The following is a 23,295-nucleotide window of genomic DNA, read 5'->3' on the forward strand; positions in this document are numbered from 1 at the left end:
GGCACATTCATGTCAGTAGGGCACACCGGGATAACCGACCCGGGCCCCGACCCCGACGCCGACGCCGACGCCGTCCCGGGCCCCGACCCCGACCCCGAGCCGGGCCCCGACCCCACTCCCGCCCCCGTCTTGAGCTGCGACGACGACTGCGGCATCCGTGACGTCCTCGACCGGCTCGGCGACAAGTGGTCGGTCCTCGTCGTGGTCGAACTCACCGCCGGGGTCCAGCGGTTCAAGGAGCTCCAGCGCGCCGTGGACGGCATCTCGCAGCGGATGCTGACCCTCACCGTCCGCCGCCTGGAGCGCGACGGACTGGTCACCCGGACCGTGTACCCCACCGTGCCGCCGCAGGTCGAGTACGAGCTGACCGAGCTCGGCCGCAGCCTGAGCCGCGTCGTCCAGGGCCTCGCCGAGTGGTCGCTCGCGCACCGCCCGCAGATCGCGGCCGCCCGCCAGGAGTGGGACGCGAAGGCGGACATGCCAAGCTGAGAAGCGTGAGAGACCTTGCCGAAACCGTCGACCGAGCCTTCGCCGCCGCCCTCTACGCCCAGGACGACGCCGGCCTGGACACCGGCGCCTCGCTGCTCGTCGCCGAGCCGGGGCAGTGGGCCGGGGTCGGGCAGGAACTGCTGGCGCGCGGGGAGGCGTACGTACGGCAGGGCTGGGAGCGCGGCTGGCAGCCGGCCGATGTGCTGCGGCTGGTCCGCCGGGACCTCGACGAGCGGCACGTGCGGATCACCGGGGACCTGATCGCCGCCGAGGCGCGCCGCTACGCCCGGCTGCCCGACCGTTGGACCGGGGCCGAGGTGTGGTGGGACGAGGACACGACGTACGCCGACCGGCTCGCGCAGCGGGAACGGACGGACCGGTTCACGCTGGCCACCGCCGTTCTGGAGGTGCTGCGGCTGCTGATCCGGCTGCCCTCGATCGAACCGGTGGGGCCGCTTCCGGGCGACCCGGCCGAGATCGCGGGTCTTTCGGCGTCCGCGCACATCGAGCCGCGCATGCTGGGCCGGATCCGCGCCCTGCTCGCCAAGGCGGAGGCCACCACCTTCCCGGAGGAGGCGGAGGCGCTCAGCGCCAAGGCCCAGGAGCTGATGGCCCGGCACACGGTGGACGAGGCGCTGCTGGCGGCGCGCGGGGGCGGTTCGGCCCGGCCGCCCGGCGCCTGCCGGATCGGGGTCGAGCCGCCGTACGAGGAGGCCAAGGCGGTGCTGCTGGACGCGGTGGCGACGGCCAACCGCTGCCGGGCGGTGTGGAACAGCGGCTTCGAGTTCTCCACGGTGGTCGGCTTCGAGAGCGACCTGGAGGCGGTGGAGCTGCTGTACACCTCGCTGCTCGTGCAGGGCACGGCGGCGATGACCCGCGCGGAGGCCGCGCAGCGCTCCGGCGGACGCAAGCGGACGAAGACCTTCAGGCAGTCCTTCCTGCTCGCCTACGCCAGTCGGCTCGGTCAGCGGCTCGCCGAGACCGCCGAGCACACGGCGACCGAGGCCCCGGACAACCTGCCGGCCCTGGTGGCCCGCGACGTGGCGGTGACCTCGCGGGCGGAGGAGATGTTCCCGCGGACCACGACCACCCGGCTGCGGGGCGCGACCGACCACGCGGGCTGGGAGCACGGCACGGCCGCCGCCGACCGGGCGCGGATGGGCGGGGAGCGCCGCCGGCCGCTGCCGTAGCCCTGGCCGGGCGTTTGCGGCGGCCCCGGCCCCGGCCCCGGCGCCGGGCGGGCGCGGCGGCCCCGGTGTGGTGGGGTGCGGCGGCCCCGGCGCCGTGCGGTGGGGTGCGGCCGTGCGGGGCGGGTGCGGGTGCGGTGGGATGCGGGCCTCCGGCCCGACCCGACGGGGCTCCGCCCCCCGGGCCCCGCGCCTCAAACGCCGGCGGGGCTGGTTTGGGCGGGGCTCCGCCCCCCGGGCCCGCGCCTCAAACGCCGGCGGGGCTGGGTTTGCCCCCGGGCCCCGTGCCTCAAGCGCCGACGGGGCTGGAACCGCCCCCGCCGGGCCCGGCGGCCGGTTCGGGTGGGGCGGGGTGGCTCACGGCGGGGTAAATGGGGGCGTACCGGGCAGAGCGGATACGCTCGGCGTCATGAGCTGGCCCCGGGCGCTGAAGGACACCGCCCGGTCGGGCATGACGGTGGAGCGGGCTCGCCTGGAACCGCTCATCGCCCTGCGCGCCGCCGTCGGCCTCGCGATCGTCATCGCCGCCGGGCTCGCCCTCCTCGGGCCCGGCTCGGCCGCCAGTTCCGCCTTCGGTGCCTTCACGGCCGCCATCGCCACCTTCCAGAAGAGCTGGCGCCCGCGCCCCGTCCTGGCCCTGGCCTCCGGCCTGACCCTGGCCGTGTCCACCTTCGTCGGCTACCTCGTCGGGTCCTCGCACACCGCGCTCTTCCTCGCCCTGCTCGCCGTCTGGACCTTCGTGGCGAGCCTGATGTGGGCGGCCGGACCCACCGCCGGGATCATCGCCTCGGGCAACGTCGCGATCATGCTGGTCACCGTCACCCTGCCCACCTCCGTGCCCCAGGCCGCCGGGCACGCCGCGATGATCGCCGCCGGCGGGGTGGTCCAGGCCCTGCTCATCGTGGTCTTCCCGGTCCGCCGCTGGGGCGCGCAGCGCGACGCCCTCGCCGACGCGCTCGCCGCCGAGGCGGACTACGCCCGCCGCCTGCGCCACGACCCGGTCGCCCCCTTCGATCCGCAGCCCCTGATGACGGCCCGCGCGGCCGCCACCGTCACCCGCCGCCAGGCCCGCCGGCGCCCCGCCGAGCTGCACGGGGCGCGGGGGCTCGCGGAGCGGATCCGGCCCGTGCTGGCCTTGCTCGCCGACCCGGCCGTCGGGGCCCCCGCCGAGGGACCGGGCCGGGACCGGGTACGGGAACTGCTCGCCGCCGCCGGGTCGGTGCTGGACGCGGCCGCGCGGGTGATCCGGTGCGGGGAACCGGTACGCCTCCCCGCACCGGACCTGGCCGTCCTGAAGTCCCCCGACACTGCTGATCTCCTCACCGGCGCGCCACTTCGGGCCGCGCGCCGTCTCGCCGCCCTGCTGGACGACGTACTGGAGACGGCCGAGCCGGGCTCCGGCCGCACCGCCGATCCCGGTGAGTCGATGCTCCGGCCGACCCTGCCGGGGCTCGTACCGCTGGTCCTGCGAGCGGTGCGGGCCGAACTGCGCCCCGGATCCGCGATCCTTCGCCACGCCCTGCGCGTGACCGCCGTGGCCTGTGCCGGCTACCTGATCGGCCACGCGCTGCCGCTGGGGCACGCGTACTGGGCCCCGATGGCGGCCGTGATGGTGATGCGGCCGGACTTCACGCAGACCTACTCCCGCGCCGTCGCCCGCTTCGGCGGCACCCTCGTCGGGGTCGGCGTCGCCACCGGCATCGTGCAGCTCGCCCGGCCCGGCATGTACCTGTCCGGCTTTCTCGCCGTGGTCAGCGCGGGCCTGATGTACGTCCTGATGCGCACCGGTTACGCCGTCGCGCAGCTCTTCGTCTCCGCTTACGTCGTCTTCCTGCTCGGCATGGGCGGGGTCCGCTGGGAGCAGACCGCGCCCGACCGGGTCGCCCTCACGCTGGTCGGCGGGGTCCTCGCGATGATCGGGTACGCCCTCTACCCGGCCTGGGAGACCCCCCGCCTCCGGACCCGGCTGGCCGACTGGATCGCCGCCGACGGGCGGTACGCGGCTGCCGTGCTCAGCCAGTACGCCGACCCGGGCGGCGCCCGCCGCGCCGATGTACGGGAAGCCCTGCTGGCCGCGCGCGACGCCCGGGTCGCCTGGCAGGAGGCGGTCGACCGGGCCGCGGGGGAGCCGGTGCGCCACCGCGGGCTGTCCCGTGCGGCCGCGGAGGAGGCGGGCGACGCCCTGGCCGCGCTGGGCCGCGCGGCCATACTGCTGGAGGCCCATCTCCCCGACCGCGCGCAGGCCCCGGTGCCGGGCGCGGCCGAGCTGGCGCGGGCGCTGCGCGCCGCCACGGACGCGGGCGCGAAGGCGGTACGGGAGCGTCGCGTCCCGCGCTGGGACGGGGTGCGGGACCTGCTGTCCGACTGGGACGCCCCGGAGTCGGGCGTGCTGCGCGGGGCGGCGGAGCAGCTTCTCGACCCGCTTGACCAGGTGTCCGAGGCCCTTCGCCCCTGAGGGTGACCGGCACAGCACCGCGCGTGCACGTGCATCTGCCCATGCAGGCGCTGAGGAACACAGCTATGATCCGGTGCAGTTGACATCTGCACTATCGGGGGCTTCCTGTGGACCACGCGTACAACGGGATAGCAGCTGCAGAACTCGCTTCCTTGTATGAGCTGACCTGGCAGAAGAGCAGACACAGCAATTCGCAGGGGTCCTGTGTGGAGTTCGCGAAACTGCCCGGCGGCGACGTCGCCATGCGCAACTCGCGCTTTCCGGACGGTCCGGCGCTCGTCTACACGCCGGCCGAGATAGAAGCACTGCTCTTGGGCGTCAAGGACGGCGAGTTCGACCACTTGATCAGCTGATACATCAAGCCGTGCACGTGCACTGGCCGGTACCGATCGCCATGATCGGTACCGGCCAGTCCTCGTCCGTGCGCGCGTCCGGATTCCGCTCCGCGCCCCTCAGTCCTGGAGCAGGAACAGCGCCCAGACCACCTTGCCGGTCAGCCGCCCCGCCAGCGGGTGCCAGCCCCAGCTGTCGCTGTACGAGTCCACCAGGAACAGCCCGCGCCCGGACTCCAGGTCGAAGTTCTCCTCCGTGCGCTCCGGTGAGAAGGCCCCGCCGGGCCGGTCCTCGCTGGGGTCGCGCACCGCGCACACCAGCCGGGTGCTCCACCGCATCAGGTGCAGCCGTACCGGCGGCTCCGCCTCGCCGCCCGGACCCCGCGCGTCGTCCGGCAGGGCATGGCGCAGCGCGTTGGTGACGAGTTCGGAGACGACCAGCGACACGTCGTCGAAGCGTTCGTCGAGACCCCACTGGGCCAGCGTCGACCGGGTGAAGGCGCGTGCTCCGCGCACCGCCTCGAAGCGGGCGGGCAGAGCGCAGGACGCGGAGCCGGAGACAGCCGTGGGATCGACCGGGGGAAGCCCCTGCCGTAACGGCTCGAGCATGGTCGATCCATTCGTCCCCATGCGAGGCACTCCCGGGATTCGCGGACGAAGCGGCGGCTGCGTCCAAAGAGAACTGCGGGGTGGGTCCGGCGCCGGCGCGAACAGAACGCAGGTGCGCGGCACCATCGTTCCGAATGGCCGAGCCGGATGCAAGGGCAGATGCACGTGCACGCGTCGGACCTGTCCGCTCCCGTGATGGTTCTTGCTCATTTCTTCCTACGCATCCTTACGGACTTCTTTTCCCGAAGGCGGGATTCCGTTACAGAACGAGTACGAGCCAATGCGTTTTGGTGGCAGACTGCGGCCCCTGGGGTACGGGGGCCCCGCGCACACCATGGCGATGGGGAGGGCAGGACAAGTGACCGCAGAAGCGAGCGGTTCTGTGGTGCGCCGCATCCTCCTGGGTTCACAGCTCAGGCGATTGCGTGAATCCCGCGGCATCACCCGTGAGGCGGCCGGCTACTCGATCCGCGCATCAGAATCGAAGATCAGCCGCTTGGAGTTGGGAAGGGTGAGCTTCAAGTCCAGAGACGTCGAGGACCTCCTCACGCTCTACGGAGTCACGGACACCGCTGAGCGCGAGTCCCTGCTGGGACTGGTCCGGGAGGCCAACGCGACGGGCTGGTGGCACAGTTACGGTGACGTGCTGCCCGGATGGTTCCAGACGTACGTCGGCCTGGAGGGTGCGGCGTCGCTCATCCGGATCTACGAAGTGCAGTTCGTGCACGGACTGTTGCAGACGGAGGCGTACGCCCACGCCGTCGTGGCCCGCGGCATGGCCGGCGCCACCGCCGCCGAGATCGACCGCCGCGTCGCACTGCGCCTGGAGCGGCAGAAGGTGCTCGTCTCCGAGAGCGCGCCCGTCTTCCACGCCGTGCTCGACGAGGCGGCGCTGCGCCGCCCGTACGGCGACCGCGATGTCATGCGCGGCCAGCTGGAGCACCTCATCGAGGTCTCCCAGCGGCCCAATGTGCAGCTCCAGGTGATGCCGTTCTCCTTCGGCGGACACGCCGGTGAGAGCGGAGCCTTCACCCTGCTGCGCTTCCCCGAGTCGGACCTCCAGGACATCGTCTATCTGGAACAGCTCACCAGTGCCCTCTACCTGGACAAGGGCGAGGAAGTGGGGCAGTACGAGCGGGTGATGGAACGGCTCCAGGCCGACTGCCCCGACCCCGACCGGACGCGGGACCTTCTTCGCGGACTGCTCCAACTGTCTTGATTCCCACGTAGTATGACGTCCGATCAGTGCATGACGACCGATCGGTCTCCGGTGCAGCGCAGGGGTGCGCGCTCGCAGTAAGGGATGGCATGTCCATATTCACCGACCTGGCTCACCAGTACATCGACGGCGAATGGCTGGCCGGCACCGGTTCGTGGGACATCATCGACGTCAACCCGTACAACGGGGAGAAGCTCGCGGCCATCACCGTGGCCACCGTCGAGCAGGTGGACCGGGCCTACCGCGCCGCCGAGCGCGCGCAGAAGGAATGGGCCGCCACCAGCCCCTACATGAGACGCGCGGTCCTGGAACGCGCCCTTCGGATCACCGAGGAGCGCGGTAAGGAGATCGTCGAGGCGATGATCGACGAGCTCGGCGGGACGCGTCCCAAGGCCGAGTACGAGGTCTACCTCGCCATGGAGTTCATCCGCGAGGCGATCCAGCTCGCCGTCCGCCCCGAGGGCCGCATCCTGCCCTCGCCGGTCGAGGGCAAGGAGAACAGGGTCCAGCGGCTCCCGGTCGGGGTCGTCGCCGTGATCAGCCCCTTCAACTTCCCCTTCCTGGTCACCCTGAAATCGGTCGCCCCCGCCCTGGCGCTGGGCAACGCGGTCGTGATCAAGCCGAACCAGAACGCCCCCGTCGTCGGCGGCGGGGTCATCGCCAAGATCTTCGAGGACGCGGGCCTCCCGGCAGGCCTCCTGAACGTCCTGGTCACCGACATCGCCGAGATAGGCGACGCGCTCCTGACCCATCCCGTACCCAAGGTCATCTCCTTCGCCGGCTCGGACCGGGTCGGCCGGCACGTCGGCGCGGTCGCCGCCCGCCACTTCAAGCGGACGGTCCTGGAGCTCAGCGGCAACAGCGCGCTGGTCGTCCTCGACGACGCCGACCTCGACTACGCGGTGGACGCGGCCGTCTTCAGCCGCTTCGTCTACCAGGGCCAGGTCTGTATGGCCGCCAACCGGATCCTGGTCGACGCCGCGGTCGCCGAGGAGTTCACCGAGAAGTTCACCGCCCGCGTGCGGGCCCTGAAGACGGGCGACCCCCACGACGCCGACACCCAGATCGGCCCGCTGATCAACTCCTTCCAGGCCGACGCCCTGACCGCGCTCGTGGACCGGGCCGTGGAGGGCGGCGCGCAAGCGCTCGTACGGGGATCTACGCGCGGCAACCTCGTGGAGCCGACCGTCCTGGCCGGGCTCCCGGAGGACTCCCCGCTCCTGGGCCAGGAGATCTTCGGGCCCGTCGCCCTGCTGCTGGTCTTCGACGGCGAGGACGAGGCCGTACGGCTGACCAACGCGACTCCCTATGGTCTGAGCGGCGCGGTCCACACGCGGGACGTGGAACGCGGTGTCCGCTTCGCGCAGCGGATCGAGACCGGGATGATCCACGTCAACGACTCCACGATCGGGGACGAGCCCCTCCCGGCCTTCGGCGGCGAGAAGGCCTCCGGCCTGGGCCGGCTGAACGGCGAGGCCACGGTCGAGGCCTTCACCACGCAGAAGTGGATCTCGGTACAGCACGGCCGGACGCGCTTCCCGTTCTGACCGCGACCGGCTCTACGGGGCAGCCTCTAGACTCGGCCGGGCGAGTACGGCAGCCGCCCGGGGGAGATCAGAGTTGAGCAACATACCGGAGACCGGCCGGACCCCTCGGGTCCAGAACCGGCTCGTCGTCATCCAGATCGTGGTCTTCTCCCTGCTGCTCACTCTGGGCGGCCGGCTCTGGTACCTCCAGATACGCAATGGCCAGGAGTACACGGACGAGGCCAAGAACAACCACGTCCAGCAGGTCGTCCAGCCCGCCGTGCGCGGCTCGATCCTGGACGCGCGCGGGGTCCCGCTCGCCGACAACGCGACCCACCTGGTGGTCTCCGCCAACCGCACCGAGCTGCTCACCATGAAGGACCGCGGCAAGGGCGTCCTCACCCGCCTCGCCGGAGTCCTCGGTCTGAACCCCCAGGACGTCATCGACAAGGTCCGGCTCTGCGACGCCAAGACCCCGCAGCCCTGCTGGAACGGCTCGCCGTACCAGCCCATCCCGGTCAGCGACGAGGCCACCACCGAGCAGGCCCTGCACCTACGCGAGCACGCCGAGGACTTCCCCGGCATCACCGCCGAGCCGACCGCCCTGCGGCGCTACGCGGCGCCCGACCAGGCCAACACCTCCCAGGTGCTCGGCTACCTCTCGCCGGTCACCGACGAGGAGATCGCCAAGGCGAAGAACTCCGACTCGCCCTACCTGCGGTCCGACCAGGTGGGCCGCTCGGGCCTGGAGCGCACCTACGACAAGGAGCTGCGCGGCAAGGCGGGCGTCACGCGGTACGAGGTGGACAACCTCGGCCGCGTCATCGGGCAGGCCCGGAGCGACAAGGCCCAGGCCGGCTCGAACGTCGTGACGTCGATCGACTCCCGCGTGCAGGCGGTCGCCGAGCGCGAGCTGAACAACGCGATGATCGACGCGCGCAAGGTCTACGACAAGAACACGCACCGGAACTACGAGGCGGACTCGGGCGCGGTCGTGGTGATGGAGTCCAAGACCGGCCGCGTCGTCGCGATGGCCTCGAACCCCACCTACGACCCGAACGCCTGGGTGGGCGGTATCTCCGCCAAGGACTACGCGGCCCTCACCGACAAGGGTTCCAACTATCCGCTGCTGAACCGGGCGATCCAGGCCCAGGCGGCTCCCGGGTCCATCTTCAAGGTGGTCACCTCGACCGCCGCGGTGAATGCCGGCTACCCCTTCAACGCCCGCTACCCCTGCCCCAGTTCGTACACGGTCGGCAATCAGACCTTCACGAACTTCGAGTCGCAGGGCTACGGCGACATCACCATCGGCCGGGCCCTGGAAGTCTCCTGCGACACCGTCTACTACAACCTCGCGGACAGGGAGTGGAAGAAGGACGGTGGCATCAACCCGAAGAAGAACCCCTCCGACTGGTTCTTCAAGACCGCCCACGAATTCGGGCTCGGCAAGCGCACCGGCATCGACCTGCCGAACGAGGTGCCCGGCCGGGTCCCGGACCGCCAGTGGAAGCAGGACTTCTTCGAGGCGAACAAGGCGGCGTGGTGCCGGGACGGCAAGAAGAACGGCACCTTCGCCGAGAAGATCGCGTACGAGAACTGCCGCCAGGGCAACCAGCTGCGTGAGGGCGACGCGATCAACTACTCGATCGGGCAGGGCGACACGCTCGTCACGCCGATCCAGATGGCCTCCGTCTACGCGGCGATAGCCAACGGCGGCACGCTCCACCAGCCCAGCGTCGGCAAGGCGGTCGTCAGCGCCGACGGCACCTCGGTCCGCGAGATCGCCCCGAAGGTGCAGGGCAGGCTGCCGATGGACGCCAAGACGCGCGACGACATCGACGGCGCCCTCGCCTCGGTCGCCACCACGGGCAGCGCCGCCTGGCGCTTCGGCGGCTGGCCGCACCAGCAGATCCCGATGCACGCCAAGACGGGCACGGCCGAGGTCCAGGGCAAGCAGACCACCTCGTGGTTCGCCTCCTACACCGCGGAGTACACGATCGTCATGACGATCTCTCAGGGCGGCACCGGCTCCGGCGCGTCCGGGCCGGCGGTGCGCAAGATCTACGAGGCGATGTACGGGCTCGACGCGACGGGCAAGCAGGACCTCTCCAAGGCCCTCCTGCCGAAGCCCGCCACCGCACTGCCCGCGATCCGCCCGGACGGAGAGATCGCCGCTGATTGAGGACAGGAGCTGACCGCAAGCCTCCGTAGCGTGGTGGTCGTCAGCAGGGGAGAAACCCCCGGCGACGCTCCGAGGAAACCCACACAGCGAAGGCGGCCGGTCATGGCTCAGATTTCCGCAGAGGTCCCCGGTGACGAGCGGGGCACGCTCCTCGCCTTCGTCGAGGCCCAGCGCACGGCGATCCGCGAATCGCTGCTCGGGCTGAGCGAGGAACAGGCGGCGAGCCGTCCCAGTGTCAGCGAACTCTCGCTGTCGGGGCTGCTCAAGCACGCGGCGGAGGTCGAGCTCGGCTGGCTGCGGATGGCTCAGCAGCGGCCCAATGAGCATCAGCGGACCGAGCAGACCTGGGAGGAGGGCTTCCGCCTGGCCGAGGGCGAGTCCATCCCGGCCCTGCTGGACGGGGTCGCCGAGCAGACGGCGGCCTTCATCGCCGCCGTCCCCAGCCTCGACGAGACGTTCCCGCTGCCCCCGGCGCCCTGGTTCCCGGAGAACGGCAAGGTCTCGATGCGCTGGATGCTCCTGCACTTGGTGGAGGAGTTCGCGCGGCACGCGGGCCACGCGGACATCGTCCGCGAATCCCTGGACGGCACCCGCGCCATGGCCGCATAGCCTGGCCCGGTGGGCGAGCTGACGGAGGCGGGCGGCGCGGATCGCTCCGGCTTTCCGCGCTGGCGACTTGCACCTCACGCCACGTGAGGGACCACAGTGAGGGGCGTACCCGAGCAGAGGAGCGGAAGGCGATGAGCTACTCCGTGGGCCAGGTCGCCGGATTCGCCGGAGTCACGGTGCGCACGCTGCACCACTACGACGAGATCGGACTGCTCTCCCCGAGCGGCCGCAGCCACGCAGGACACCGGCGGTACGACGACGCCGACCTGGACCGGCTGCAGCGGATCCTGTTCTACCGGGAGCTCGGCTTCCCCCTCGACGAGGTCGCGGTCCTGCTGGACGACCCGCGATCGGATCCACAGGAGCATCTGCGCCGGCAGCATGCCCTGCTGTCCGACAAGATCACCCGGCTCCAGCAGATGGCCAAGGCCGTTGAGCACGCCATGGAGGCGAAGAAGATGGGCATCAACCTCACGCCCGAGGAAAAGTTCGAGGTCTTCGGGGAGTTCGACCCCGACGAGCACGCCGAGGAGGCCGAGCGGCGCTGGGGCGGCACGGACGCGTACGAGGAGTCCGCCCGCCGGGCCGCCGCTTACACGAAGGAGGACTGGAAGCGGATCCTCGCCGAGGCCGACGGGATCAACCGGCGGCTCGCCGCGCTGCTGGACTCCGGTGCGTCCCCGGAATCCGAGGAGGCCATGGACCTGGCCGAGGAGCACCGCGGCTGGATCGACCAGAACCACTACACGTGCTCGTACGAGATGCACACCTGCCTCGGTGAGATGTACGTCGCGGACGAGCGTTTCGCGGCCTACTACGACGCCGTGAGGCCGGGCCTGGCGGTGTTCCTGCGGGACGCGATCATCGCCAACGCCGTCCGCAAGGCGTAGCGGCGGAGTTCCGCGAACGGCCCCCTCCGGTACCTGGAACCGGGTGGGGGTCGTGTGCGTTGATAATTGAGACCGCTCGCACCGCCCAGCACACAGACACATCACCCCGATCCAGGAGAGTCCGGACACGTGAACACGATTGCGCTCGGCCCTGAGTGGCTGACCCCGGACTATCTGATCTCACACTTCGGATTGATCGGCATCCTGGTCATCGTCTTCGCGGAGTCGGGACTGTTCGCCTTCCTGCCGGGCGACTCCCTGCTCTTCACGGCGGGTCTGCTCGTCGCGGACGGCCAGTACATCAAGCAGCCGCTGTGGCTGGTCTGCACCCTGATCGTGGCGGCCGCGATCATCGGTGACCAGGTCGGGTACATGATCGGCAAGTTCTTCGGGCCGAAGATCTTCAACCGGCCGAAGTCCAAGCTCTTCAAGCGGGAGAACCTCGACAAGGCGCACGAGTTCATGGACCGGCACGGTCCGAAGGCCATCGTGCTCGCCCGCTTCGTGCCGATCATCCGCACCTTCGCCCCGATGGTCGCGGGCGCGGGCTCGATGAAGTACCGCACCTTCCTCACGTACAACATCATCGGCGGCATCGGCTGGGGCGCGGGTGTCACGATCGCGGGCTACTGGCTCGGCCAGATCGAGTTCATCAAGACCAATATCGAGCCGATCCTGGTGGGTATCGTCCTCGTCTCGGTCATCCCGGTGGTCTTCGAGGTCGTCAAGGCGCGCAAGGAGAGCAAGGCCAACGCGGCCCTCGCCGCGGCCGAGGCCCTCGCTGAGGACGGCCCCGCCGGCCCGCAGGCCGCGGGCCAGCGCGGCCGCCACGCCAAGCGCTAGCACCGCCCCGGCCGCACCACGGGCACCACCCGTACCCGCCCGTACCGCCCCGGAGACTCGCGAGAGTCCCGGGGCGTACGTGTACCCGTACGCGGCCGCCGTAGGCCCCGGTACGCCCGCGGCCTAGAAGCCGCGGGTCCGCTTCGCCGCCCGGCGTTTGGCGGCGCTCGCGGCTCCCGGGATCCGCATGAACAGCCGCGAGGTCTCCGAGCCCAGGTTGACCCCGATCGCGATGGCGAGGGCGATGGCGGCGGCGTTCGTCAGCGAGCCCAGCCCCTCGTTCAGCCGGTTCTCGGCGATCAGCAGCAGCCCGTAGTACGTCGCCGAGCCGGGCAGCAGCGGGCCGATGGCCGCCGTCACGTACGGCAGGGCGGAGGCGAAGCGGTAGCGGGAGAAGAGCTGCCCGAAGAGGCCCACCAGGCCCGCCGCGACGGCCGTGGAGGGCACGGGCGGGATGCCTCCCGCGTAGTGCAGGGCCCCGAAGGTCACCCAGGCGACCGCGCCGTTCAGGGTCACGATCCACACGGTCGAGCGCTCCTGCTGGAGCAGGATCGCGAAGGTGAACACCAGCACCATCGAGGCCGCGATCTGGATCAGCGGCCGCTGCGTGATCTGGAGGACCTCCTCGGGCCTCGGGGAGGCGTCGAACTGGAGCCCGATGTAGAGCACGACCAGCACGCCCATGATGATCCCGATGAAGAGGTACATGACCTCCAGCAGCCGGGCCGAGGCGGTGATGTAGTAGCCGGTCAGGCCGTCCTGCACGGCCGCGACCAGGGCGCGCCCGGGCAGCAGCGCGAACAGCCCGCCGGTGATCACGGCGGAGGCGCGGACGTCGATCCCCGTCATGTTCAGCGCCACCCCGATCGCGGCCGGCGGCATGGCGGCGACCACGAACTGGTAGAACTCCGGCAGCCCGCGCCCGGCGCACAGCCATGCCAGCCGGTCGCCGAGCACGGCCCCGAGGGCCGCCGCGAAGAAGACGAGCACCCCGCCGCCGACGAGGGTGGAGGCGGCCCCGGCGAGCAGCCCGGCGGAGGCGGTGAGCATCCAGCCGGGGTACGGGTGCCGGTTGCGGCGGATCTCGGCGAGGCGCCGGTAGGCCTCCTCCAGCGAGACGTCGATCTCGTGCGCGCTGATGTCGTCCACGAGCCGGTACACCGCCGACAGGCGGTTGTAGTCGGTGCCACGGCGGCGCACGGTCCGGTTCGCCGAGACGGGGTCGTCCACCAGCGAGGGCTGGTGGGTGATCGACAGCATGGTGAAGGTGACGGTGGGCTCGCAGCGGTCCAGCCCGTAGGAGCGGGCCACGGCGAACATCGCGGCCTCCACGTCCTCGGCGCCCTCGCCGCCCGCGAGCAGCAGCTCGCCGATGCGCAGGGTCAGGTCGAGTACGCGGCCGACGGAGGGCCCGGTCTCGCTCGTCCTCTGCACGGCCTCCGGGACGGGCCGGACGTCGACCGGCATGCGCAGCATCGTGCGCATGCGGTCCTGCCAGGGGGATTCCTTCATCCGGGCGACGGGGAAGCCCTGGCTCGGGGTGTAGGCGGGCGGGGAGTGCTGGGCGCGGTAGGTGGCCGGTGCGGCGAAGGCGGAGCCCTCGGGCTCGGCCGCGTGGGCCTCCATGCCGACGGGGACGGAGAACTCCGAGGTCGGCTGGTCCTCCTCCGGCGCCTCCGGTTCCATTCCGGGCGGAGGTGTGAAGGCGCTGTGCGCCTCGTCGGACGTGGGCTTCCTGTCCTCTGCCCCGTCGGCCTCCGCCACGCGTCCTCCAGTCCCTGATCACCTGCGGTATCAGTATGCGGAACCGTTTCCTCCCCGTCGAAACCGAGTCGCCGGAACCGTGCCGTACCGGTGCGGCGCCGCACCGGTAGCGGAGCCCGGGAACCGCCCCGCAGGCAGCACCGGCAGGGTCGGGGAACGACAGCGGGCGGCGCCCCCGGATGGGGGTGCCGCCCGCTGTCGAAGCCCAGGGCCGGGGGGGATCCCCCGACCCGCTCACCGGCGGAGCCTAGTGGTGGCCGCCCTGCGCCTCCAGGCGCTTGTACGAGGCCTCGATCTCGGCCTCGGCCTCGGTGCGGCCGACCCAGTTCGCGCCCTCGACCGACTTGCCCGGCTCCAGGTCCTTGTAGACCTCGAAGAAGTGCTGGATCTCCAGGCGGTCGAACTCGGACACGTGGTGGATGTCGCGCAGGTGCTCGACACGCGGGTCGGAGGCCGGCACGCACAGCAGCTTGTCGTCGCCGCCCGCCTCGTCCGTCATGCGGAACATGCCGATGGCGCGGCACTTGATCAGGCAGCCCGGGAAGGTCGGCTCGTCAAGGATGACCAGCGCGTCCAGCGGGTCGCCGTCCTCACCGAGGGTGTTCTCGACGAAGCCGTAGTCGGCCGGGTAGCTGGTCGAGGTGAAGAGGCGACGGTCCAGACGGATCCGGCCGGTCTCGTGGTCCACCTCGTACTTGTTCCGCGAACCCTTGGGGATCTCGATGGTGACGTCGAACTCCACGTCCTGCTCCTCCATGATCAGCTTCATTGCTTTGAGCCTGCGTTGATCCAAAAACGTGCGCGTCCGGCCCAGCCCTGCCGGGTGGGGTGCCATGCTCGCGGCAAGACGCAGTGGTTAAGTGTCCCTCACGCATATGTGTGATCGCGAAAGGGGCTGGTCCGAGGTGCCATTGGTCAAGACGTGGCAGCTCATCGCGGGGTCGGCCGTGGCCGGCCTCGCCCTGTCGGTGGCAGCGGTGGCCGCCGCCGGTCCTTGGGACTCCGGCCAGCGTAAGGCCGAGCGGGACAGGGTCGCCTCCTGGGGCCGTGCGGGTGGCGCAGATCACGGCGCCGGGCCCCTGCCGCAGGCCGCGCCCAGCGCCCCCGGAGTGCTCGGCGGCATCGGCCCCGGTGGCACCGGCAAGCAGGCCGCCGCCGCCCCGGAGAGCCTCGCCGCCGCACTGAGGCCGCTGCTCGCCGACCCCGCGCTCGGCAGCGTCCGTACCGCCTCGGTCATCGACACGGCCACCGGCCGGGTGCTGTACGAGTCCGGGGCGCGCGACGCGATGACCCCGGCCTCCACCATCAAGATCGCCACCGCGGCCGCCGCGCTGGCCGCCCTGGGCCCCGAGCACCGGATCCGGACCACGGTGACGCCCGGCGCCACCCCCGGGCAGATCCTTCTCGTCGGCGGGGGAGACCCCTCCCTCACCGCGAAGAAGAAGAGCCCCGCCGGATCAGGCGGCAGCCTCGTCGCGCTGGCGGCCGACACCGCGCGGGCACTCAAGGCCGCCGGCACGCAGAGCGTGACCCTCGGCTACGACGACACCCTCTACACCGGCCCGGCCCGCCACCCGATCGGCGTCAACCCCAACATCGCGTTGGTGACCGCCCTGATGGCCGACGAGGGCCGCCCCGACGACTCGGCCTCCGGCCCCGTCGAGCGGGCCGAGGACCCGTCCGGGGAGACCGCCCGCGCCTTCGCCGCCCTGTTGGCCGAACGCGGCATCAAGGTCACCGGCGAGCCCGCCAGGGCCAAGGCCGCCGCAGACGCCCAGCCGCTGGCCACCACCCACTCCACCCCGCTGGCCGGCCTCGTCGAGCGCATGCTGACCAACAGCGACAACGACATCGCCGAGGCCCTGGCCCGACAGACCGCCCTCGCCTCCGGGCAGCCCGCCAGCTTCGAAGGCGCCGAGAAGGCCGTCACCGCCCGCCTCGCCGGCCTCGGCGTCGACATCGCGGGCTCCCGCTTCGCCGACGGCAGCGGCCTGAGCCGGGCGGACAAGGTCAGCGCCGGCCTCCTGACCGGCCTCCTCGCGAAAGCCGCCGATCCCCAGCGGCCGGAGCTGCGGCCCGTCCTCACCGGACTGCCCGTCGCCGGATTCACCGGGACCCTGCGCTCCCGCAACTCCGCCGGCTCCCCGGTCGCGGGCCTGATCCGGGCCAAGACGGGCACCCTGACCGGCGTGAACTCCCTCGCCGGGACGGTCGTCGACTCCTCCGGCCGGCTCCTCGCCTTCGCCTTCCTGACCGCGAACAGCCCCGGCCAGGAGGGCGCCGAGAAGGCCCTCGACAAGGTGGCGGCGGCCGTCGCCGGCACCTCGTAGGCAAGGCCCGCCACGCAGCGCCGGGCACGGCGGGGTGGGCGGGGAGCGGCAGACCCGGCCGTGGGGGGTCCGTCGCCGGGCCGGTCCACGTACGGTTGACGCATGACGAGCATCGGTGGTGCGGAGATGGTCGACTGGAACCTCGCGGTGGCGACCGCGACCCGGCTTGTGCGGCCCGGCCCGGAGGTCAGCCGGGACGAGGCCCGGGCCGTCGTCGCGGAGCTGCGCGGGCATGCCAGGACCTCGGAACGACACGTACGCGAGTTCACCCGGATGATCCCCGAAGGCGCGCCCTTCCAGGACACCCCCGTGCTCGTCGTCGACCGGACCGGCTGGATCAGGGCCAATGTGGCCGGCTTCCGGGAACTGCTGGCGCCCCTCCTGGGCAAGTTGCAGGAGCGACGCGGCGCCATCCCGGGCGGGGCGGTGTTCAGCGCGGTCGGCGGCAAGATTACCGGCGTCGAGCTGGGCATGCTGCTGAGCTTCCTGTCCTCCCGCGTCCTGGGCCAGTACGAGACCTTCGCCCCGGTCAGCCGTGACCTGCCGGGCTCCGCCGCCGGCGGCGGACGGCTGCTCCTCGTCGCCCCCAACATCGTGCACGTCGAGCGCGAGCTGGACGTGCACCCGCACGACTTCCGGCTGTGGGTCTGTCTGCACGAGGAGACGCACCGTACGCAGTTCACCGCCGTTCCGTGGCTCCGCGACCACCTGGAGGGCGAAATCCAGACGTTCCTGGGCGCCACCGAAGTGGACCCGATGACGGTACTGGAGCGCCTCCGCGAGGCCGTCCAGTCCTATGCGGGCGCCCGCCCCGAGGCCGAGCAGGGCGAGGAGGGCCGGTCGCTGGTCGAGCTCGTGCAGAGCCCCGAGCAGCGGGAGGTGCTGAGCCGGCTCACCGCCGTCATGTCCCTGCTGGAGGGCCACGCCGACTTCGTGATGGACGGGGTGGGTCCCGAGGTGGTGCCCTCGGTCGCCGAGATCCGGGAGAAGTTCCAGCAGCGCCGGGCCAGCGGCGCGGGCCGCCTCGACCTCGCCCTGCGCAAGCTGCTCGGCCTCGACGCCAAGCTGCGCCAGTACCGCGACGGCGAGCGCTTCGTGCGCGCCGTCGTCGGCCAGGTCGGCATGGACGGCTTCAACCGCGTGTGGACCTCCCCGAACACACTGCCGACGAAGGCGGAGATCGCCAGGCCGGCGGACTGGGTGGCCCGAGTACACCGCAAGGGGAGCGAAGAGAGCGAAGAGGGGTGACGCAGGGGGCGTAAAGATGTCTCACTGGGGGAAGCAGCGTCACCCGTCCGAGGGACCGTGGGCCGCGCATGGCCGTGCGATGCTCAGGGAACGGCTCGGTTCTGTCACCATCGACGCACTCTGAGTGACAGTCCTCGTCCCGCGGGGGCTCCTCGCGGGACTCCTCGCGCGCGGACTCCTTCGCATGGGGAACCTGCGGGACACCGGGCAGCACCACCGAACGCGCTCCAGCAGCCGGCCACCCCGGCACGACACCCCCAAACGCCTTCGAGGCATCCGAACACCACCGAAGGGCACCGGACATGGGTCCCCATCCTGCGGTCGCGGCGATACGCCTGGCGGTCCGCCGCGTACTCCACGACATCCTCACCGAGCTCACCGACCCCCTGCCCCGGACTCCGTCCGGAGGGGCGGCCCGCACCGGCCCTCGCACCCCCCGGGGGTACCTCCCGGCGGCAGCCGGGGGAGACACCGCACCACTCGTGCTCGTCGCCTGCTCCGGTGGCGCCGACTCCATGGCGCTCGCCTCGGCCCTCGCCTTCGAGGCCCCCAAACTCGGCATTCGGGCCGGCGGCATCACCGTCGACCACGGGCTCCAGGCCGGATCCGACCTGCGCGCCGCCGAGGTCGTCTCCCGCATGACCGCGCTCCACCTCGACCCGGTGGAGTCCGTCGCCGTACGCGTCGGCCGCGACGGCGGACCCGAGGCCGCCGCCCGCGACGCCCGCTACGGCGCGCTGGACGAGGCCGCCGACCGGCTGGGCGCCGCCGCCGTGCTGCTCGGCCACACCCGCGACGACCAAGCCGAAACCGTCCTGCTGGGCCTCGCCCGCGGTTCCGGCATCCGCTCGCTCTCCGGCATGCCGGAGGTCTCCCGGGGTCCCGGGGGGTCCGGCCGCACCCACCGCTACCGCCGTCCCTTCCTCCAGCTGGACCGGCAGACCGCCCGCAAGGCCTGCATGGTCCAGTCCCTGGCCGTCTGGGACGACCCGCACAACATGGACCCCGCCTACACCCGCTCGCGGCTGCGCCACGAGGGACTGCCCGCCCTGGAGAAGGCGCTGGGCAAGGGGGTCGTCGAGGCGCTGGCCCGTACCGCCCAGCTCTCCCGCGACGACGCCGACGCCCTGGACGCCTGGGCCGCCGAGGCGGAGACCGGCGTACGGGACGCGGACGGCCGGCTGGAATGCGCCAAGCTGTACGCCCTTCCCCCGGCCGTCCGCCGCCGGGTGCTGCGCAGGGCCGTGGTCGCCGCCGGTTCCCCCGCGGGCTCCCTCTTCGCCCGCCACATCGAGGAAGTCGACCGGCTCATCACCGGATGGCGCGGTCAGGGTGCCATCAATCTGCCCGGCCGGGTCGAGGCCCAGCGGCAGGGTGGCAGACTGGTCATCCGGCAGGGCTGATTGGTGCTGAAACACGGCTGAGTCCTCCGGGGGTACACCCCGGAGCCCCGGCCGTCGACGAAAGTGATGCGGGTGGACGAGAAGGACATGGGCGGCGACCTCCAGTCGGTGCTCATCACCAAGGAAGAGATCGACGCGAAGCTGGCCGAGCTGGCCGCGAAGATCGATGCGGAGTACGCGGGCAAGGACCTGCTCATCGTCGGTGTCCTCAAGGGCGCGGTGATGGTGATGGCGGACCTGGCGCGTGCCTTGTCCACCCCGCTCACCATGGACTGGATGGCGGTGTCCTCGTACGGCGCCGGGACCCAGTCCTCGGGTGTGGTCCGGATCCTCAAGGACCTGGACACCGACATCAAGGGCAAGCACGTCCTGATCGTCGAGGACATCATCGACTCGGGCCTGACGCTGTCCTGGCTGCTGTCGAACCTGGGATCGCGCGAGCCGGCCTCCCTGGAGGTCTGCACGCTGCTGCGCAAGCCCGACGCCGCCAAGGTCGCGATCGACGTGAAGTGGGTCGGCTTCGACATCCCCAACGAGTTCGTCGTGGGCTACGGCCTCGACTACGCGGAGAAGTACCGCAACCTGCCGTTCGTCGGCACGCTCGCCCCGCACGTCTACGGCGGCTGATCCCGCCGCCGCTTTTCCGGGCCCCCGGGAACCGAGAGGGAACCTGGGGGACGCTCCCGCCGTTGGAGCAGGGGAAGGCGGGTATGTCAGCCGTCCCACGAGGCCGCGGGTGACAATACAGGGGTACATTCCGAAGAACAGTCTTTACTCACAGCAGCATTTACCTACGGGCAGGAGGGACGGGGTGCCTAGCGCCCCGTATGGATGGACGTGAAGCGATACTTCCGTGGGCCGGTCATGTGGATCGTGCTGGCCGTCCTCGCCGTGGTCGTGTTGATGAATGTCGTCGGCTCCGGCGGCGGCTACAAGTCGGTGGACACCAGCGAGGTCATCAAGGCGATCAACAGTGGCCAGGTGGAGACAGCCAAGCTGACCACCGGCGACAGCCAGATGATCAAGATCGAGCTGAAGGACGACCAGAAGCTCGGCAAGCATGACGGCACCAAGTTCCAGGCCAACTACATCGGGGATCAGGGCGTTCAGCTTGCCCAGAACCTCCAGACCAAGTACGAAGCCGGTCAGATCCAGGACGGGTACTCCGTCACGCCGGACAAGACCAGCCCGTTCCTGAGCGTGCTGCTCTCGCTCCTGCCCTTCGTCCTCATCGTCGTTGTCTTCCTGTTCCTGATGAATCAGATGCAGGGCGGCGGCTCCCGGGTCATGCAGTTCGGGAAGTCCAAGGCCAAGCTGATCACCAAGGACACCCCGAAGACGACGTTCGCCGATGTCGCGGGTGCGGACGAGGCCGTCGAGGAACTCCACGAGATCAAGGAGTTCCTCCAGGAGCCGGCGAAGTTCCAGGCCGTCGGCGCCAAGATCCCCAAGGGTGTGCTGCTCTACGGCCCGCCCGGCACCGGTAAGACCCTGCTGGCGCGCGCCGTCGCGGGCGAGGCCGGTGTCCCCTTCTACTCGATCTCCGGTTCCGACTTCGTCGAGATGTTCGTCGGTGTCGGTGCCTCGCGTGTCCGTGACCTGTTCGAGCAGGCCAAGGCCAACGCCCCGGCGATCGTCTTCGTCGACGAGATCGACGCCGTCGGCCGGCACCGCGGTGCGGGTCTCGGCGGCGGTCACGACGAGCGCGAGCAGACCCTCAACCAGCTGCTCGTCGAGATGGACGGCTTCGACGTGAAGGGCGGGGTCATCCTGATCGCCGCCACGAACCGTCCGGACATCCTCGACCCGGCGCTCCTGCGTCCCGGCCGCTTCGACCGGCAGATCGCGGTCGACCGTCCGGACATGCAGGGCCGTCTGGAGATCCTCAAGGTCCACCAGAAGGGCAAGCCGGTCGCTCCGGACGTCGACCTGGGCGCGGTTGCCCGTCGTACGCCCGGCTTCACCGGTGCCGATCTCTCCAACGTCCTGAACGAGGCCGCGCTGCTCACGGCCCGCTCGGACAAGAAGCTGGTCGACAACCACGCCCTGGACGAGGCGATCGACCGCGTCGTGGCGGGCCCGCAGAAGCGGACCCGGATCATGTCGGACCGGGAAAAGAAGATCACCGCGTACCACGAGGGCGGACACGCCCTGGTCGCGGCGGCCTCCCCCAACTCCGACCCGGTCCACAAGATCACGATCCTGTCCCGCGGCCGGGCCCTTGGTTACACCATGGTCCTGCCCGACGAGGACAAGTACTCGACCACGCGTAACGAGATGCTCGACCAGCTGGCGTACATGCTGGGCGGGCGCGCGGCCGAGGAGCTGGTCTTCCACGACCCGACGACGGGCGCGGCGAACGACATCGAGAAGGCCACCGCCACGGCGCGGGCCATGGTCACGCAGTACGGCATGACCGAGCGTCTCGGTGCGATCAAGTTCGGCGGCGACAACACCGAGCCGTTCCTGGGCCGCGAGATGGCCCACCCGCGCGACTACTCGGAAGAGGTCGCGGCGCTGGTCGACGAAGAGGTCAAGAAGCTCATCGAGACCGCGCACAACGAGGCCTGGGAGATCCTCGTCGAGAACCGCGACGTTCTCGACAACCTGGTCCTCGCGCTGCTGGAGAAGGAGACGCTGAACAAGGAGCAGATCGCCGAGATCTTCTCGACGATCGTGAAGCGTCCGGCCCGCCCCGCGTGGACCGGCTCCTCCCGCCGCACCCCCTCCACCCGTCCGCCGGTGCTCTCTCCCAAGGAGCTCCAGCTGACGAACGCGGCGAACGGCACGTCGGCGGCCACCGCCGTCACGCCGGTCACCACGGAGAAGGGCATCGAGGTGGTCCCCGAGGACCGCACCGAGTAATCGGCGCCTCGACCCACCCGGAATGCGTGCCGCGCCCCCCAGGTTCTAGCCTGGGGGGCGCGGCACTTTCATGCGCGCGAACGAAAAGAAACAGGAACGAGGCAGTGATGACCGACCCGGTGACCCTGAGCGGTGGCGAGGGCACGATCGGCGAGTTCGACGAGAAGCGCGCCGAGGCGGCGGTTCGCGAGCTCCTGATCGCGGTCGGCGAGGACCCGGAGCGCGAGGGCCTTCGGGAGACGCCCGGGCGCGTGGCGCGGGCGTACCGGGAGATTCTGGCCGGTCTGTGGCAGAAGCCCGAGGATGTCCTGACGACGGTGTTCGATCTGGGACACGATGAACTGGTCCTGGTGAAGGACATTGAAATCGTATCTTTGTGCGAGCATCATCTGCTGCCATTCCATGGCGTCGCCCACGTCGGCTACGTCCCGGCGGACAGCGGCAAGATCACCGGCCTGTCGAAGCTGGCCCGCCTCGTGGACGTCTACGCGCGCCGCCCGCAGGTGCAGGAACGTCTCACGACGCAGATAGCCGACTCCCTCATGGAGATTCTGGAGGCTCGCGGGGCCATCGTCGTGATCGAGGCCGAGCACATGTGCATGTCCGTCCGCGGTATCCGCAAGCCGGGCGCCAAGACCATCACCTCCGCGGTCCGCGGTCAGCTCCGCGACCCCGCGACCCGCAACGAGGCCATGACCCTGATCATCGCCCGCTGACCCCGTCCGGGCGCCGGTCACCGGACGCTGGACGCGAAGCCGCCCGGCGCGGAGTGATCCGGACGGGCCCCGAGACCCCCGGCTGACGGCTCAGGCGCGGGCCGGGGCCTCGGGGGATTGGTCGTCGTCCTCCGGGAGCTTGAGGACGTGTTCCAGGAAGAGGGCGGCCGCGATGACCGCCACGCCCGCCAGGACCGAGAAGCCGGCGTACCAGGCCTGATCGCGGCGGGCGGGGATGTCGAGGGAGTCGGTCAGCAGGAAGACGCCCACACCGCCGTACATGCCCGCGACCAAGGCCGTCACCAGGGCGCTGGCCTGGCCGAACACCACCGCACGGGCCGCCATCAGCGGCTCCACGCCCTTGGCTCCCGGCCGGCGCTCGCGCTGCGCCTTCAGGCGGGCCCGCAGGGACAGGGCCGTCGCGAGGAGCACCACGGCGATCACCGCCAGGACGATCGGCGCGGCCAGCGGAACACCGGGCAGGCTGCCGTACGCGTTCCACAGGCGGGCGCCCGCCCAGGACAGGATCCCGGCGACCGCGAAGATGCCCGCCAGGACCGCCGGCCTCAGTTGCTTCACGTGCCTGTTCCCCGCTTTCCGCGCCGATCCGTCGATCTGCCGATCCGCC

At 71.1% G+C, this 23,295-nt stretch carries 19 protein-coding genes and 1 pseudogene; 16 read left to right on the forward strand and 4 right to left on the reverse strand.

What is annotated here, in order from left to right; translation table 11 throughout:
• The first annotated feature begins 9 nt into the window (after nucleotides 1-9).
• The 4 genes from ABZX75_RS11990 to ABZX75_RS12005 all read left to right on the forward strand — a co-directional run bounded on the left by ABZX75_RS11990 (nucleotide 10) and on the right by ABZX75_RS12005 (nucleotide 4,484).
• Complete coding sequence (locus tag ABZX75_RS11990) at nucleotides 10-489, forward strand: helix-turn-helix domain-containing protein (RefSeq protein ID WP_355410038.1); 480 nt, start codon at nucleotides 10-12, stop codon at nucleotides 487-489.
• Nucleotides 490-494: 5 nt separating this feature from the next.
• A complete protein-coding gene (locus ABZX75_RS11995; RefSeq protein ID WP_355410039.1) occupies nucleotides 495-1,679 on the forward strand; it encodes a DUF2786 domain-containing protein in 1,185 nt (394 codons plus the stop codon).
• 406 nt (nucleotides 1,680-2,085) lie between these two features.
• On the forward strand, nucleotides 2,086-4,131 hold the full coding sequence (locus tag ABZX75_RS12000; RefSeq protein ID WP_355410040.1) for an FUSC family protein: 2,046 nt from the start codon (nucleotides 2,086-2,088) through the stop codon (nucleotides 4,129-4,131).
• Between the two features lie 107 nt (nucleotides 4,132-4,238).
• The gene (locus ABZX75_RS12005) at nucleotides 4,239-4,484 is read left to right on the forward strand and encodes a DUF397 domain-containing protein (RefSeq protein ID WP_355410041.1); all 246 of its coding nucleotides are present in this window, start codon (nucleotides 4,239-4,241) and stop codon (nucleotides 4,482-4,484) included.
• A 99-nt stretch (nucleotides 4,485-4,583) separates the two neighbouring features.
• Here the strand turns inward: ABZX75_RS12005 and ABZX75_RS12010 are convergent, their stop codons facing one another.
• On the reverse strand, nucleotides 4,584-5,093 hold the full coding sequence (locus ABZX75_RS12010; RefSeq protein ID WP_355410042.1) for an ATP-binding protein: 510 nt from the start codon (nucleotides 5,091-5,093) through the stop codon (nucleotides 4,584-4,586).
• A 319-nt stretch (nucleotides 5,094-5,412) separates the two neighbouring features.
• On the opposite strand from ABZX75_RS12010, the gene ABZX75_RS12015 reads away from it, so the two are divergent.
• The 6 genes and pseudogenes from ABZX75_RS12015 to ABZX75_RS12040 all read left to right on the forward strand — a co-directional run bounded on the left by ABZX75_RS12015 (nucleotide 5,413) and on the right by ABZX75_RS12040 (nucleotide 12,341).
• Complete coding sequence (locus ABZX75_RS12015; protein WP_355410043.1) at nucleotides 5,413-6,291, forward strand: helix-turn-helix transcriptional regulator; 879 nt, start codon at nucleotides 5,413-5,415, stop codon at nucleotides 6,289-6,291.
• 89 nt (nucleotides 6,292-6,380) lie between these two features.
• Complete coding sequence (locus ABZX75_RS12020; RefSeq protein ID WP_355410044.1) at nucleotides 6,381-7,838, forward strand: aldehyde dehydrogenase family protein; 1,458 nt, start codon at nucleotides 6,381-6,383, stop codon at nucleotides 7,836-7,838.
• Between the two features lie 73 nt (nucleotides 7,839-7,911).
• Nucleotides 7,912-9,993 (forward strand): annotated as a pseudogene (gene mrdA / locus ABZX75_RS12025) (penicillin-binding protein 2); the annotation flags it as partial.
• Nucleotides 9,994-10,101: 108 nt separating this feature from the next.
• Entirely contained in the window at nucleotides 10,102-10,608 is a 507-nt protein-coding gene (locus ABZX75_RS12030; RefSeq protein ID WP_355410045.1) for a DinB family protein, read from the forward strand.
• A 131-nt stretch (nucleotides 10,609-10,739) separates the two neighbouring features.
• On the forward strand, nucleotides 10,740-11,498 hold the full coding sequence (locus ABZX75_RS12035; protein WP_355410046.1) for a MerR family transcriptional regulator: 759 nt from the start codon (nucleotides 10,740-10,742) through the stop codon (nucleotides 11,496-11,498).
• 129 nt (nucleotides 11,499-11,627) lie between these two features.
• Nucleotides 11,628-12,341, forward strand: a complete 714-nt coding sequence (locus tag ABZX75_RS12040; protein ID WP_355410047.1) for a VTT domain-containing protein — start codon at nucleotides 11,628-11,630, stop codon at nucleotides 12,339-12,341.
• 123 nt (nucleotides 12,342-12,464) lie between these two features.
• On the opposite strand, the gene ABZX75_RS12045 is transcribed toward ABZX75_RS12040, so the two are convergent.
• Together ABZX75_RS12045 and ABZX75_RS12050 are read right to left on the reverse strand one after the other, a co-directional pair.
• Nucleotides 12,465-14,105 (reverse strand): threonine/serine exporter family protein, encoded by a 1,641-nt coding sequence (locus tag ABZX75_RS12045; protein ID WP_355410048.1) that lies wholly within the window; start codon nucleotides 14,103-14,105, stop codon nucleotides 12,465-12,467.
• A gap of 247 nt (nucleotides 14,106-14,352) precedes the next feature.
• Entirely contained in the window at nucleotides 14,353-14,847 is a 495-nt protein-coding gene (locus tag ABZX75_RS12050; RefSeq protein ID WP_008742522.1) for an inorganic diphosphatase, read from the reverse strand.
• Between the two features lie 163 nt (nucleotides 14,848-15,010).
• On the opposite strand from ABZX75_RS12050, the gene dacB reads away from it, so the two are divergent.
• The 6 genes from dacB (at nucleotide 15,011) to folE (ending at nucleotide 22,667) form a co-directional block, all read left to right on the forward strand.
• Nucleotides 15,011-16,435 (forward strand): D-alanyl-D-alanine carboxypeptidase/D-alanyl-D-alanine-endopeptidase, encoded by a 1,425-nt coding sequence (dacB, locus tag ABZX75_RS12055; protein ID WP_355410049.1) that lies wholly within the window; start codon nucleotides 15,011-15,013, stop codon nucleotides 16,433-16,435.
• Nucleotides 16,436-16,537: 102 nt separating this feature from the next.
• Entirely contained in the window at nucleotides 16,538-17,683 is a 1,146-nt protein-coding gene (locus tag ABZX75_RS12060; RefSeq protein ID WP_355410050.1) for a zinc-dependent metalloprotease, read from the forward strand.
• A gap of 302 nt (nucleotides 17,684-17,985) precedes the next feature.
• Complete coding sequence (gene tilS / locus ABZX75_RS12065) at nucleotides 17,986-19,086, forward strand: tRNA lysidine(34) synthetase TilS (RefSeq protein WP_355410051.1); 1,101 nt, start codon at nucleotides 17,986-17,988, stop codon at nucleotides 19,084-19,086.
• A gap of 66 nt (nucleotides 19,087-19,152) precedes the next feature.
• On the forward strand, nucleotides 19,153-19,713 hold the full coding sequence (hpt, locus tag ABZX75_RS12070; protein ID WP_355410052.1) for a hypoxanthine phosphoribosyltransferase: 561 nt from the start codon (nucleotides 19,153-19,155) through the stop codon (nucleotides 19,711-19,713).
• A 204-nt stretch (nucleotides 19,714-19,917) separates the two neighbouring features.
• Nucleotides 19,918-21,951, forward strand: a complete 2,034-nt coding sequence (gene ftsH / locus ABZX75_RS12075; RefSeq protein ID WP_355410053.1) for an ATP-dependent zinc metalloprotease FtsH — start codon at nucleotides 19,918-19,920, stop codon at nucleotides 21,949-21,951.
• 107 nt (nucleotides 21,952-22,058) lie between these two features.
• Nucleotides 22,059-22,667 carry a GTP cyclohydrolase I FolE gene (folE, locus tag ABZX75_RS12080; RefSeq protein WP_355410054.1) on the forward strand — a complete coding sequence of 203 codons (609 nt, stop codon included), beginning with the start codon at nucleotides 22,059-22,061 and terminating at the stop codon, nucleotides 22,665-22,667.
• 90 nt (nucleotides 22,668-22,757) lie between these two features.
• Here the strand turns inward: folE and ABZX75_RS12085 are convergent, their stop codons facing one another.
• Nucleotides 22,758-23,246: a DUF3180 domain-containing protein gene (locus ABZX75_RS12085; protein WP_355410055.1), complete on the reverse strand. Its 489-nt coding sequence runs from the start codon at nucleotides 23,244-23,246 to the stop codon at nucleotides 22,758-22,760.
• Nucleotides 23,247-23,295 lie beyond the last annotated feature (49 nt).

The organism is Streptomyces sp. NPDC003038, from assembly GCF_040611115.1.
In the GTDB taxonomy this organism is placed as follows: domain Bacteria; phylum Actinomycetota; class Actinomycetes; order Streptomycetales; family Streptomycetaceae; genus Streptomyces.

Excerpts from the sequence above, each read along its gene's own strand:
- ABZX75_RS11990 (WP_355410038.1), top strand. The coding sequence starts at position 10 with ATGTCAGTAGGGCACACCGGGATAACCGACCCGGGCCCCGACCCCGAC.
- ABZX75_RS12000 (WP_355410040.1), top strand. The coding sequence starts at position 2,086 with ATGAGCTGGCCCCGGGCGCTGAAGGACACCGCCCGGTCGGGCATGACG.
- ABZX75_RS12010 (WP_355410042.1), bottom strand. The coding sequence starts at position 5,093 with ATGGGGACGAATGGATCGACCATGCTCGAGCCGTTACGGCAGGGGCTT.
- ABZX75_RS12015 (WP_355410043.1), top strand. The coding sequence starts at position 5,413 with ATGGGGAGGGCAGGACAAGTGACCGCAGAAGCGAGCGGTTCTGTGGTG.
- ABZX75_RS12020 (WP_355410044.1), top strand. The coding sequence starts at position 6,381 with ATGTCCATATTCACCGACCTGGCTCACCAGTACATCGACGGCGAATGG.
- ABZX75_RS12030 (WP_355410045.1), top strand. The coding sequence starts at position 10,102 with ATGGCTCAGATTTCCGCAGAGGTCCCCGGTGACGAGCGGGGCACGCTC.
- ABZX75_RS12035 (WP_355410046.1), top strand. The coding sequence starts at position 10,740 with ATGAGCTACTCCGTGGGCCAGGTCGCCGGATTCGCCGGAGTCACGGTG.
- ABZX75_RS12060 (WP_355410050.1), top strand. The coding sequence starts at position 16,538 with ATGACGAGCATCGGTGGTGCGGAGATGGTCGACTGGAACCTCGCGGTG.
- tilS (WP_355410051.1), top strand. The coding sequence starts at position 17,986 with ATGGGTCCCCATCCTGCGGTCGCGGCGATACGCCTGGCGGTCCGCCGC.
- hpt (WP_355410052.1), top strand. The coding sequence starts at position 19,153 with ATGCGGGTGGACGAGAAGGACATGGGCGGCGACCTCCAGTCGGTGCTC.
- ftsH (WP_355410053.1), top strand. The coding sequence starts at position 19,918 with ATGGACGTGAAGCGATACTTCCGTGGGCCGGTCATGTGGATCGTGCTG.
- folE (WP_355410054.1), top strand. The coding sequence starts at position 22,059 with ATGACCGACCCGGTGACCCTGAGCGGTGGCGAGGGCACGATCGGCGAG.